Origin of the sequence: Pseudarthrobacter sp. P1 (assembly GCF_050156935.1) — a bacterium.
In the GTDB taxonomy this organism is placed as follows: Bacteria; Actinomycetota; Actinomycetes; order Actinomycetales; family Micrococcaceae; genus Specibacter.
Genome location: NZ_CP189584.1, coordinates 3,532,849 through 3,545,092, shown reverse-complemented (window position 1 = coordinate 3,545,092; position 12,244 = coordinate 3,532,849). Strand labels below are relative to the sequence as shown.

Sequence of the window (12,244 nt, the reverse complement as noted above, 5' to 3'; positions counted from 1 at the left end):
CGTTTCCAGGAGGTAGCATCCGATGCTCAGCCGCATTGCCGAATCCCTGTTTTGGATTGGCCGCTATGTCGAACGCGCCGACGGCACCGCCAGGATCCTCGATGTCCATCTGGAACGGCTCAACCACCTGCCGGCCGATGAACAGCGCTGCGCCGCCGGCGAGCTGCTGGCCGTCATGGGCGTCGCCGCGGGGAGCTCCGGCGCGGGCCTGGAGGGGCTGCTGCACACCCTGGCCTACGACAAGGACAGCGCGTTCTCCATCACCGGTTCGCTGGGTGCCGCGCGCGAGAACGCCCGCCGCGCCCGCGAGACGGTGTCCTCGAGCCTGTGGGAGGCCTTGAACACCACGTACTACGGGGTCGCCGAGCACCGGCAGGACATCGTGGGCACCTATGCGTTCTGCAATTGGGTCCGTGGCAGGACGGCCATGGTCAGCGGGCTGGCCGACACCACCGTCAGCCACGATGAGGGGTGGTTGTTCCTGGTCCTGGGCCGCTCGCTGGAACGCGCCGACATGAGCGCACGCATGCTCTCCACCAGCGATGTCTTCCCCGCGGGCACCACCTGGGTGAACATGCTCCGCTGTGCCGGGGCCTACGAGTCATTCCTGCGGACCGGCCGGGCCGCCTTTGGCGACCAGCATGCCGCCGAATTCCTGCTGATGGACCGGCTGTTCCCGCGTTCGGTGGTGTACGCCCTGCGCGACGCCGAGGAGTGCCTGGCCAAACTCGATCCCTCCGCGCAGCGGGTGGGGTTCCTCAACGACGCCCGCCGGATCGTGGGGCAGGCGCGGACCTTCCTGGAGTTCCACCGCACCGACAATCTGCTGCCGGAGCTGCCCGAACACATGGAACGGGTCCAGGAGGCCGTGGCGCAGGCGTCCGATGCAATTTCGCGCAAGTACTTCAACCAGAGTGTCGATCTGGAATGGGTGGGAGAGGTTTCATGACCAGGCTCAAGATTGTCCACACGACCCGCTTCCTGTACAACACCGAGGTCCGGATCTCCTACAACGAGGCCCGGATGACTCCGCTGGCCGAGCCGTCCCAGGTGCTGCTGGAGGCCTCGCTGCAGGTGTCCCCGCCGCAGGCCTCCATCAGCAACTTCCGGGACTATTGGGGCACCCGGGTGGCGGCCTTTGACATGCAGGCTCCCCATGACCGGCTGGAGGTCCGTGCGGCCACCACCGTGGAGGTCCACCGTGCGCAGGAGAGAAGCGGGGGCAGCTCCGGGTGGGATGCCCTTGCCGCTGCCGGGGCCCGTGACCGGTTCAGCGACTGGATCCCCCAATCCGCGCTCAGCGGCCCCGGCGAGGAGGTCTCCGCCATTGTTGCCGATGCCACCCGGGGCATGGACCCGCAGGCCACCGCCCGGGCGGTCTTCGAGTGGATGCGCGGGGAGATGGCCTATGTCAAGGGAACGACGGGGGTCACCACCAACGCCGCCGAGGCGTGGCTGCTGCGCCAGGGCGTCTGCCAGGACCTGGCCCATCTGGCCATCGGCGCGCTCCGGTCCCGCGGCATTCCGGCCCGCTACGTCTCCGGCTACCTGCACCCGCTCCCCTTGGCGCCCATCGGCGAGAGCGTGGCGGGCGAATCGCACGCCTGGCTCGAATGGTGGGACGGAGAATGGCGCAGCTGGGACCCCACCAACCACACGCCCGCCGGCAATTTCCACGTCAGCGTGGCCCGCGGACGGGACTACAGCGACGTGCCGCCGTTGAAGGGCATCCTCTCCGGCGGCGGGGGCTCCACGCTGGAGGTCGGCGTGGACCTGACGCGGCTGGCGTAGCAGCACGTCGCCGGGTGCGGGCAGCCGGCGCAGCCGGCGGCGGGACGGGGCACGTCGCCGGCTCAGGCCTGGTTGAACCGGACCGTGTTGCCGGACGGGTCCCGGAACGCGCAGTCCCGCGGGCCCCACGGCTGGTCGATGGGCTCCTGCAGCACCTCGGCGCCGGCGGCCCGGAGGGTTTCGAACGTGGTGTCTAGATCGTCCGTGCCAAAGACAAGCATGGGCATGACGCCCTTGATGAGCAGCTCCTGGATGGCGTCCCCGTCGGCCTGGGAGCGGCCGGCGTGCGGCGGGGAAAGGACAATCTCAAGATCGGGCTGGGCAGCGCTGCCGAGGGTGACCCAGCGGTGCCCGTCCGAGCCGACGTCGTTCCGGACCTCCAAGCCAAGGGCGTCGCGGTAGAAGGCGAGGGACTCGTCCAGATCGTTAACGGTGACGTGTGCGTACTTCAGTGAAATGTTCATAACAGCAACACTATTGAGGCTGCGGCGGCCGTGCTTCTTCAATCCTGCTCATTGTTGCCCGCGCGGTGCGGGCGGGCCGGGTGTGCGCCTTGGCGATGCACGACGGCATGGCCTTCACGGCATCGTGTTCGCGGGCCCGGTAGGCGCTCGGTGTCATGCCGACGATCTCGGTGAAGCGTGAGCTGAAGGAACCCAGCGAGGTGCAACCGACCTCCATGCAGGCATCGGTCACGCTCATCCCGGCGCGCAGCAGGGCCATGGCCCGCTCGATCCGCCGCGTCATGAGGTAGTTGTACGGTGTTTCGCTGTACGCGGCCTTGAATTGGCGGGAGAAGTGCGCCGGGGACATGAGGGCGCCGGCGGCCATGGTGGGCACATCAAGGGGCCGGGCGTACTCACGGTCGATCAGGTCGCGGGCCCGGCGCAGGTGGGCAAGGTTGGCCAGTTCCTGCAGTGTCATGCCGCCATTCTAGATCAGCTCTGGATCAGCGGCGGGACAGCCGCCGGTAGATCCGGATGCTGTTGGCCGCGACCCGGACGGTCCCGCCGCGCGGGTTCCGGCCTTCGCCCGGCCCGGTGCCCTGCCCGGTGCCTTGCCAGAAGCTGTTGGCGGCCTCCGGCTCAGGAACAGCGGTGTCGAACACAAAGGTCCACTCGCCGGCCGCGGCCGTGCCGTCCTCGGTCCCGTCCACGTCGGGGAGCCGGAACTCCACTTCCGCGGGGGAGGCATTGAACAACAACAGGCCGTCGAGCAGTCCGCCGGGCGCACCGATGAGCATTTGCAGGACCCGGCCCCGCGGATCGCTCCAGCGCTCCGGCGTCATGGGTGCCCCGTCCACGCCGCACCAGCGCAGATAGGCGTCGGTGTCAGGGGTCTGGTAGCTGGCGGGCTGGCTGGACAGGAAGGCCCGGCGGATCCGCACCAGCGACCGCGTGGCCGCCAGCATGGTCCGGGCGCCCGCATCCAGGGACCAGTCAAGCCAGGTGATCTCGTTGTCCTGGCAATAGGCATTGTTGTTCCCGCGCTGGGAACGGCCCAGCTCATCGCCGGCGGTGATCATCGGCACGCCGCGCGAGAGCAGCAGCGTGGCCATGAGGTTCCGCGCCGACTGGCTGCGGGCCGCCGTGATGGCCGGATCCGTGGTGGGGCCCTCGACGCCGTGGTTCCAGCTGCGGTTGTCGCTGTTGCCGTCCCGGTTGTCCTCGCCGTTGGCCTCGTTGTGCTTGGTGTTGTAGGCGGTGAGGTCGGCCAGGGTGAAGCCGTCGTGGGCGGTGATGAAGTTGATGCTGTCCAGCGGGCTGCGGCCCGAGGGCCCGAACAGCGCCGCGGACCCGGAGAGGGCGTCGGCAAGTGCCGACACCGGGCCGCCGTTGCCGCCCGCCCGCAGCGCGGCCTGGTCGCTGAGCCAGAACCGGCGCGCATAGTCGCGGAAGTGGTCGTTCCAGTCCGCCCAGCCGCGCGGGAAGCGGCCCGTCTGCCAGCCGCCGTAGCCCAGATCCCAGGGCTCGGCGATGAGCTTGGTGCCGCGCAGTGCCGGATCCTTGGCCGCCTCCAGCAGGAAGGGGTGCTGCGGGTCGAATTCATGGGAGCCATCCCGGCTCAGCGAGACGGCCAGGTCAAAGCGGAACCCATCGATCCGGAACTCCTCCACCCAGTAGCGCATGGAGTCCAGGACCATGTCCCGCACCCGCTCCTTGGAGGTGTCCAGGGTGTTCCCGCACCCCGTGGTGTCAATGTAGGCGCCGTTGGCGTTGCGGTAGTAGACATCCTCCGCCAGGCCGCGCCAGCTCAGCGCCGGGGCAGCGGCGGAGCCCTCCGCGGTGTGGTTGTAGACGACGTCCAGGATGACTTCGATGCCGGCGTCGTGCAGCAGCTTGACCATGCCCTTGAGCTCGGCCTGGACCGCCTGCGGTCCGGCGGCCTGGGCCGCTGCCGTGGCATAGGAGGCCTGCGGGGCAAAGTAGCCCAGCGTGTTGTAGCCCCAGTAGTTGGCCAACCTGTCCTCGAGAAGGTGCGGCTCATCCAGATGGAAGTGGATGGGCAGCAGCTGGACGGAGGTGACGCCGACGTCGCGCAGGTGGGCGATCATGGTCGGGTGCGCCATGCCCGCATAGGTGCCGCGCAGCTCCTGGGGGATGTCCGGATGGAGCATGGACTGGCCGCGCACATGGGCCTCGTAGTAGATGGCGTCGCGCGGCGGGATGCGGGGGTGGAGGTCCAGCCCCCAATCGAAGCCGCCGTCCATCCGGACCGAGGCGTACAGCGGCGCCTCGGCGCTCCCGTAGTTCTCGATGTACCGCCCGTAGGGGTCCAGGAGCAGCTGCTCCGTCCCCGGGTCCGCCACCGCCGTGCCGCTGTAGGCGTAGCGGCTGCCGACCGGGATGCCCCGCACGACGCCGTGGTGCACGCCGTCGTCCTTGCCGGCCAATGCCACCGATACCCAGGGCTGGCCCGGGGCCTGCCAATGCAGGACCGCCTGGGCCAGGTCCGGGGCATAGACGGCGGCATTGACGGTGCCGGCGTCCACTGCGGCCACCGCGCCCCGGCGCGGGGTGCTGAGCCCCAGCGGCGTGGGCCGCGAGAGTACGGAACTCCGCGTGGAGGCCGCGTTGGACACCGTGAGCGACATGCTAGACCCCTGTGGAACGCTGCTTGGAGATCTCGTACAGGCTGATGCCGACGGCCATGGATGCGTTCAGGGACTCCATCGCCGAGTCGATCGGGATGGAGACGATCTGGTCGCAGTTCTCGCGCACCAGGCGGGAGAGGCCCTTGCCCTCGGAACCAACCACGATACAGATGGGTTCGGTGGCCAGCTCAAGGGCCGGCAGGGAGACGTCGCCGTCGCCGTCCAGGCCTAGCACGTAGATGCCCATGTCCTTGAACGCACCCAGCGCGCGGTTCAGGTTGGGGGCCTTGGCCACCGGCACGCGCACTGCGGCACCGGCGCTGGTCTTCCAGGCCGATGCCGTGACGCCAACGCTGCGGCGCTCGGGCACGATCACGGCATGGCCGGCGAAGGCGGAGACGGAACGGATGATGGCGCCAAGGTTGCGGGGATCGGTGATGCCGTCCAGCGCAACGAAGAGCGGGGCGTTGTTGATGTACCCCTTCTTCCACTTGGCGATGGTCTCCTGGGCCAGGTCCACGGCGTCCTGGTACTCGTACGGCGGGATCTGCAGCACCAGGCCCTGGTGGACGGCGTCCTCGGTCATCCGGTCCAGTTCGGGCTTGTGCGTTTCCATCAGTGGAATGCCGCGCTCGGCGGCCAGCTTCAGGGATTCTCGGACGCGGTCGTCCATTTCGATGCGCACGGCCACGTGCAGGGCCTTGGCCGGGATGCCGGCGCGCAGGGCCTCCACCACGGAGTTGCGGCCGGTGACCATTTCCTCGGTGGCACGGCCCTTGGGGCCGCTGCGGCCGCGGCCGGTGCCGCCGGTGCGCCCGCCGTCGCCGTGCTTGGCAGCGGAGCGCTCGGCCAGCTCCTTGTTCTTGAACGCCTTGTGGTAGGTGCGCTCGGATGCCTTGGGGGTGGGACCCTTGCCTGCCAGTGCCTTGCGGCCCAGCCCACCGGTGCCCTTGCTGGGGCCCTTCTTGAGCTTGCGCACGGCGCCGGGGCGAGAACTGTTGGCCATCTTGAAACCCTTACGGTTGATACGGGGACTTGGTGTGGACCCCAAAAACAAGTGAACTGCGCTTAGCAACTTTTGTCAGCGTCGGGCGGGGAACATTCTTGCCCGCAGAATCAGTTTACGTGGCGGCGCCAAATTCTTCGCCCACCCCGGCGTGTGACATTGCTTGCGCTCCGCGCACAACAACGCACACCGCGGCGGTCCCGCCGGCTCCGGCTGTTCCGGCGCCTTAGCCCTTGCGCAGCGACCAGCTGGACCCGGCGGCCGAATCGGCAATCTCCACTCCGGCCGCGGCCAGGGCGTCACGGATGGCATCGGAGGCCGCCCAATCCTTGGCGTCGCGGGCCGCGGTGCGGGCCGCCAGCTGGGCGGTGACCAGGGAATCCAGGGCGGCCAGGGCCGCCTGGGCGGAGCCGCCGTCGGGCTCCCTCCACGGCGCCTGCAGCGGATTGATGCCCAGGGCACCCGTCATCACGTAGACGTCGCGGAATGCACTGGCCAGGGCCTCGGCATCGCCGGCGGCCAGGGCGGTGTTGCCCCGGCGCACGGCGTCGTGCACCACGGCCAGGGCCGCCGGCACATTGAGGTCGTCATCCATGGCGGCCTCGAAGGCCTCCGGTGCGCCGGCCAGCGTGGCCGGAACCGCGTCCGGGCCCAGCCTCTCCGCCGCGTTGGCCAGGAAGCCCTCGATGCGTTCGACGGCGGCCGCGGCCTCGGCCAACGACTCGGGGCGGTAGTCCAGCACGGAGCGGTAGTTCGCCTGGCCCAGGTAGTAGCGCACCACCAGTCCCTTGGCGGCGGCCATCAGCTCGGCCGGGCCCACGGTGTTGCCGATGGACTTGCTCATCTTCTCGCCACCGTAGGTGACCATGCCGTTGTGCAGCCAGAAATTGGCAAAGCCGTTGCCGGCGGCCTGCGACTGGGCCATCTCGTTCTCGTGGTGCGGGAAGCGCAGGTCCAGGCCGCCGCCGTGGATGTCGAACGCACTGCCCAGGTATTTGCCGACCATGGCCGAGCATTCCAGGTGCCAGCCGGGCCGGCCGGCGCCCCACGGGCTGGGCCAGGCCGCCGTCTCCGGCTCGCCGGCCTTGTGGCCCTTCCAGAGGGCAAAGTCGCGGGCATCCTTCTTGCCGCGCGGATCCGCGTCCGGGGCGGCCTGCATGTCGTCAATCTTCTGCCGGGTCAGCGAGCCGTAGGCGGGCCAGGACCGCACGTCGAAGTAGACGTCGCCGGAATCGTCCAGCGCCGGGTAGGCATGGCCGGCGTCGATCAGCGTCTGGATGAGCGCATGCATTTCCGGAATGTGGCCGGTGGCGCGGGGCTCGTAGGTGGGCTTCTGCACGCCCAGGGCGTCGTAGGCGTCCTCGAAGGACTGCTCGAAACGGTAGGCCAGCGCCCACCACTGCTCGCCGTTGGCCGCGGCCTTGTCCAGGATCTTGTCGTCGATGTCCGTCACGTTGCGCACCACCGTGACAATCAGGCCGCGGTAGCGCAGCCAGCGGGTCAGCTGGTCAAAGGCAATGGCCGAGCGGACATGGCCGATGTGCGGCTCGCCCTGCACCGTGGCACCGCAGTAGTACAGCGAGGCCTTGCCCGCTTCCAGCGGAATGAACGGGCGGACGTCGGCGGTGGCGGAATCATAAAAGCGCAGGGTCACCGCTCCAGATTAGCCCACGGCGTCCGCGGCGGGCCGTTGGATGACCAGTGCCGTGGCAATGGCGGCAATGCCCTCGCCCCGGCCGGTGAACCCCAGGGCATCGCTGGTGGTGGCGCTGACTGACACGGGCGCCCCGGCGGCCTCGCTCAGCGCGGCCTCGGCCTCCGCGCGGCGCGGGCTGAACTTGGGCCGGTTGCCCACAAACTGGACGGCGATGTTGCCGATCTCAAACCCGGCGGCCCGCACAATCCGGGCCGCCTCGGCCAGCAGCACCACACCGTGGGCGCCCTTGAATTCAGGGCGGTCCGTGCCAAAGTGCGTGCCCAGGTCCCCCACCCCGGCGGCGGAGAACAGGGCGTCGGCCGCGGCGTGGGCCACGGGATCGCCGTCGGAATGGCCCGCGAGCCCGCGCTCGCCCTCCCAGTGGAGGCCGGCCAACCAGAGCGGTGCCGGGGCATCCACGGGGGCGTATGCGTGGACATCGACCCCGATGCCCGTGCGCGGCAGCATCATCCTTCGATCCACCGCGGTGCCAGCGGCCCCTGCAGCATGGCCTCGGCCAGCAAGAGGTCGGTCGGGGTGGTGATCTTGAGGCTGTGCGGGGACCCGTGCACCACGTAGACCGGCTCGCCCAGGGCCTCGACCAGCATGGCGTCGTCGGTGATGGCGGCGTACTCCGCCGCGCTCATCCCGGCCGCGCCCTCATGCGCCCGGCGCAGCGTCGCCAGGTCAAAGCCCTGCGGGGTCTGGATGGCGCGCAGCTGGCTGCGGCCCGGCGTGCCGGAGACGCGTTCGACGGCGGGCTCCCCCGGGGCGGTGGGCGTGACGGTCTTGACGGTGTCCACCACGGCCAGGGCCGGGATCACAGCCAGGGCACCGGCGGCCAGGGATTTGACCACGCGGTGGTAGACCTCCACGGGCGTGAGCGGACGGGCGGCGTCGTGGATCAGCACGGCCGTGGTGCCGGGCGCGATGGCGGCCAGCGCGGCGGCCACGGACTCGGCGCGGGTGCCGCCGCCGTCGACGACGACGATCTCCGGGCCCTGCGCGCCGGCGGCCTCGGCCGACAGGGACCCGCAGATCCCCCGCAGGATCTCATCGTCGGCCGGAATGGCCACGGCAATCTGGCTGGCCACACCGGAGGCCAGGATGCCACGCAGGCTGTGGACCAGCATCGGCTCGCCGCCGAGCGGAACGCGGGCCTTGGGCACGCCATGGCCCAGACGCTCGCCGGAGCCGGCGGCCACCACCACCACTGCAATCTTCATCTGCACCGATTCATTCATGCCCCAAGGGTATCCCCGGGCAGAAAAAAACCCCGGCACCACATCGGTGCCGGGGCCGGCCCGCAGTTGCGGGCGGAATTCTTCGCGGGGGTGCGGCCTTATGAGGCCAGCACCTCGTCCAGCACGGTGGCTGCCTTTTCCTCGTCCGTCTTCTCCGCCAGGGCGAGCTCGGAGATCAGGATCTGGCGGGCCTTGGCCAGCATGCGCTTCTCGCCTGCGGAGAGGCCGCGGTCGTGGTCGCGGCGCCAGAGGTCGCGGACAACCTCGGCAACCTTGATGACGTCGCCGGACGCCAGCTTCTCCAGGTTCGCCTTGTAGCGGCGCGACCAGTTGGTGGGCTCTTCCGTGAACTCGGCGCGCAGCACGTCAAAGACATGCTCCAGGCCTTCCTTGCCCACAACGTCGCGGACCCCGACAAGGTCCACGTTTTCCGCCGGTACTTCAATGGTTAGGTCACCCTGGGCCACCTTGAGCTTGAGATACATCTTCTCTTCGCCCCGGATGGTGCGCATCTTGATTTCTTCAATCTTGGCTGCGCCGTGGTGGGGGTAAACTACTGTCTCGCCGACCTCAAAAAGCATGTGGATTCTCCCTTTCCCGGTTTCCAGTTTACCACGGAGTACGGGCCCGTCCGTTGAGTTTTCGCAGGTCAGGGGCCACTACAGCTACGCCATGAGCGCAATGTGGACGCCGGATGACATTCCGGCGACCCCTTGACGAAACCTCCGCGAGGTGCACCTCCCGTCCACCGTGCGTCGCATGCGCATGCCCCGAAACATGCTTTTGAGTCAAGTGCGGATAAGCTGGGGGGAGAAAATTGCTTTGCTTTTCCATGAGGAGTCATTGACGTGAAACTTGCCGCCGGCATCCGGGGAACCACTCGAGTACAGCGCATCAGCCTGATCGCGGCCATCGGCCTGGGGGCCCTTTCCGCCACCGGCTGCAGCTACATCAACCCGCAGAGCACCACCATGCACATCTCGCCGTCCGACGGCGTGCGCACGGATCTGGGCAAGCTGGAGCTGCGCAACATCCTGGTGGCCTCCAATGGCAAGGACGAGCCCGGCCGTGTCCTGGGCGCCGTGTTCAACACCTCCACCTCCCCGATCACGCTGACCATCAGCGGCGCCGCCGGGTCCCAGACCCAGCTGGTGGTCGCCCCGGGCGTTCCGTCCTACCTGACCGGCGAGTCCGACGCCGCCATCCTGGACACCGTGTCCGCCACGCCGGGCACGATGGAGTCCCTGAAGCTGACGCAGACGGGCCCGGGCGAGCAGACCCTGGAGTTCAGCGTTCCCGTGGTGGATGGCACGCTGGAGGACTACAAGCACCTGGTGCCGACCAGCACCCCCACCGGGACCGCCGTCCCCACCGAGACGGCCAGTCCGTCCGCCACGGCGACGGAAACCTCGCACAGCTAGGCTCCGCACCGCGCATGCAGAAGGGCCCCGCTCCTGGATCCAGGAGCGGGGCCCTTCTGCATGCGCGGTGCGGCCTTGGCGGCCGCGGCCGGCTACGGCTCGAACTTGTAGCCCAGCCCGCGCACCGTGACCAGGTGCGCCGGGGCCGAGGGATCGGGCTCGATCTTGGAGCGCAGCCGCTTGACATGCACATCCAGCGTCTTGGTGTCGCCCACATAGTCCGATCCCCAGACACGGTCGATCAGCTGCCCGCGGGTGAGCACCCGGCCGGAATTGCGCAGCAGCATTTCAAGCAGTTCAAACTCCTTCAGCGGGAAAGAGACCTGCTCGCCGCGGACGCTGACCACGTGGCGCTCCACATCCATCCGGACCGGACCGGCCTGGACGGTGGCTGCCATCAGTTCCTCGGGCTCGCCCTGGCGGCGCAGGACGGCACGGATCCGGGCCACCAGTTCGCGCGAGGAATACGGCTTGGTGACGTAGTCGTCCGCGCCGAGCTCCAGCCCCACCACCTTGTCGATCTCCGAGTCCTTGGCGGTCAGCATGATCACCGGCACGCCGGAGCGCTGGCGCAGCTGGCGGCAGACCTCCGTGCCGGACTGGCCCGGCAGCTGCAGGTCCAGCAGCACCAGGTCTGCACCGCTGCGGTCGAACTCGGTGATGGCGTCCAGCCCGTTGTCCACCACCTCCACCTCAAACCCTTCCTTGCCCAGCAAGTAGGACAGCGGGTCCGAGATGGACTCTTCGTCTTCAACAATCAAAATGCGGCTCACGCAGTGGCTCCTCGATGTTCCTGACCAATGTAATTCTCCGCCTGTGGACCCTTCGCCGCACCGGTTCCAAGACCGGCGTCGTCCTGGCCGTCCTCCATCTGCGGCAGCCGGACGGTGAACGTGGACCCCTTGCCCGGCTGGGACCACAATGTCACCTCGCCACCGTGGTTGGCGACGATGTGCTTCACGATGCTCAATCCAAGCCCGGTGCCGCCGGTATGCCGGGAGCGCGCGGCGTCCACCCGGTAGAAGCGCTCAAAGACGCGTTCCTGGTCCGTGGGGCTCATGCCGTCGCCCTGGTCCGAAACGGACACCGTCACCAGGCCGTCAGCGGCCCGCAGCCCGATGCCCACCTGGGTGTTCTCCGGGCTGTAGCGGATGGCGTTGTCGATCAGGTTCCGGAACACCGTCACCAGCTGGCTGGCGTCGCCGAAGACCGGGGCGTCCACATTGCTGCCCACCACCAGGGTGATGTTCTTGCTTTCGGCCGGCAGCCGGGAACGGTCGACGGCGTCGGCGATGGCTGTATTGAGGTTGACGGCGGCACCGGCCTGGACGACGTCGGTGCCCTGCAGCCGGGAGAGTTCGATGATGTCCTGGACCAGGGCCGCCAGCCGGGCGGATTCCTTCTGCATGCGCCGGGCGAAGCGGCGCACGGCGGCCTCGTCGTCGGGGGACGATTCGACGGCCTCCGCCAGCAGGGAAATGGCACCCACCGGCGTCTTGAGTTCATGGGAGACGTTGGCGACAAAGTCGTTGCGGACGGCTTCGGTGCGGGCAATCTCGGTGCGGTCGTCGGCCAGCAGCAGGATGTACTCCTGGCCCAGCGGCGCCACCCGGACGGCAATCACCAGTGTGCCCTGGCCCAGCGGACCGCGCGGCAGTTCCATCTGGCGTTCCTCGATGACACCGTCGCGGCGCACCCGCGCCGTGAGCTCGCGCAGCTGCTGGTGCACCACGGTGTGCCCTCGCACCAGGCCAAAGGCATAGGCGCCGGGGCTGGCCCGGACCACGCCGTCGGTCCCGTCCACCACAATGAAGGCGCGTCCGACGACGGAGAGCACCTCGGCCGCGCCATCGGGCAGCGTCGGTTCGACAACGTCCACGGCCTCCCGGCGCTGGCGCTCGCTGGCGCTGAAGGCGAGCATGCCGGAAACACCAAGCGCCAGGCCAATCAGGCCGGCCACGACAGCCATCAGCAGGGGGTCCACACTCATAG

At 68.9% G+C, this 12,244-nt stretch carries 13 protein-coding genes; 3 read left to right on the top strand and 10 right to left on the bottom strand.

Annotation, left to right across the window (positions count from 1 at the left end; genetic code table 11):
* The first annotated feature begins 22 nt into the window (after positions 1-22).
* Positions 23-949: an alpha-E domain-containing protein gene (locus ACQCSX_RS16780; RefSeq protein ID WP_427016393.1), complete on the top strand. Its 927-nt coding sequence runs from the start codon at positions 23-25 to the stop codon at positions 947-949.
* Positions 946-1,791, top strand: a complete 846-nt coding sequence (locus ACQCSX_RS16775) for a transglutaminase family protein (protein ID WP_427016392.1) — start codon at positions 946-948, stop codon at positions 1,789-1,791. Before ACQCSX_RS16780 ends, ACQCSX_RS16775 begins: the two co-directional genes overlap by 4 nt.
* Before the next feature lie 62 nt (positions 1,792-1,853).
* Here ACQCSX_RS16775 and ACQCSX_RS16770 read toward each other — a convergent pair whose 3' ends face one another.
* From ACQCSX_RS16770 to ACQCSX_RS16735, 8 genes are all read right to left on the bottom strand, one after another.
* Positions 1,854-2,255 (bottom strand): VOC family protein, encoded by a 402-nt coding sequence (locus ACQCSX_RS16770; RefSeq protein ID WP_427016391.1) that lies wholly within the window; start codon positions 2,253-2,255, stop codon positions 1,854-1,856.
* A gap of 10 nt (positions 2,256-2,265) precedes the next feature.
* Entirely contained in the window at positions 2,266-2,715 is a 450-nt protein-coding gene (locus tag ACQCSX_RS16765; protein ID WP_427016390.1) for a helix-turn-helix transcriptional regulator, read from the bottom strand.
* Positions 2,716-2,740: 25 nt separating this feature from the next.
* On the bottom strand, positions 2,741-4,885 hold the full coding sequence (gene glgX / locus ACQCSX_RS16760) for a glycogen debranching protein GlgX (protein ID WP_427016389.1): 2,145 nt from the start codon (positions 4,883-4,885) through the stop codon (positions 2,741-2,743).
* Position 4,886: 1 nt separating this feature from the next.
* Positions 4,887-5,891, bottom strand: a complete 1,005-nt coding sequence (rlmB, locus tag ACQCSX_RS16755) for a 23S rRNA (guanosine(2251)-2'-O)-methyltransferase RlmB (RefSeq protein ID WP_427016388.1) — start codon at positions 5,889-5,891, stop codon at positions 4,887-4,889.
* Positions 5,892-6,117: 226 nt separating this feature from the next.
* The gene (gene cysS / locus ACQCSX_RS16750) at positions 6,118-7,545 is read right to left on the bottom strand and encodes a cysteine--tRNA ligase (protein ID WP_427016387.1); all 1,428 of its coding nucleotides are present in this window, start codon (positions 7,543-7,545) and stop codon (positions 6,118-6,120) included.
* Positions 7,546-7,554: 9 nt separating this feature from the next.
* Complete coding sequence (gene ispF / locus ACQCSX_RS16745) at positions 7,555-8,058, bottom strand: 2-C-methyl-D-erythritol 2,4-cyclodiphosphate synthase (protein WP_427016386.1); 504 nt, start codon at positions 8,056-8,058, stop codon at positions 7,555-7,557.
* Positions 8,055-8,831: a 2-C-methyl-D-erythritol 4-phosphate cytidylyltransferase gene (ispD, locus tag ACQCSX_RS16740; protein ID WP_427016385.1), complete on the bottom strand. Its 777-nt coding sequence runs from the start codon at positions 8,829-8,831 to the stop codon at positions 8,055-8,057. The genes ispF and ispD overlap by 4 nt, the downstream gene beginning before the upstream one ends.
* A gap of 98 nt (positions 8,832-8,929) precedes the next feature.
* Positions 8,930-9,412, bottom strand: coding sequence for a CarD family transcriptional regulator (locus tag ACQCSX_RS16735; RefSeq protein ID WP_125616131.1), 483 nt, complete (start codon positions 9,410-9,412; stop codon positions 8,930-8,932).
* Between the two features lie 267 nt (positions 9,413-9,679).
* Between ACQCSX_RS16735 and ACQCSX_RS16730 the strand changes: the two genes are divergently transcribed.
* Positions 9,680-10,252 carry a hypothetical protein gene (locus tag ACQCSX_RS16730; RefSeq protein ID WP_427016384.1) on the top strand — a complete coding sequence of 191 codons (573 nt, stop codon included), beginning with the start codon at positions 9,680-9,682 and terminating at the stop codon, positions 10,250-10,252.
* A 92-nt stretch (positions 10,253-10,344) separates the two neighbouring features.
* On the opposite strand, the gene ACQCSX_RS16725 is transcribed toward ACQCSX_RS16730, so the two are convergent.
* A complete protein-coding gene (locus ACQCSX_RS16725; RefSeq protein ID WP_427016383.1) occupies positions 10,345-11,025 on the bottom strand; it encodes a response regulator in 681 nt (226 codons plus the stop codon).
* The gene (locus ACQCSX_RS16720; RefSeq protein WP_427016382.1) at positions 11,022-12,242 is read right to left on the bottom strand and encodes a sensor histidine kinase; all 1,221 of its coding nucleotides are present in this window, start codon (positions 12,240-12,242) and stop codon (positions 11,022-11,024) included. The genes ACQCSX_RS16725 and ACQCSX_RS16720 overlap by 4 nt, the downstream gene beginning before the upstream one ends.
* Between the last annotated feature and the right edge of the window lie 2 nt (positions 12,243-12,244).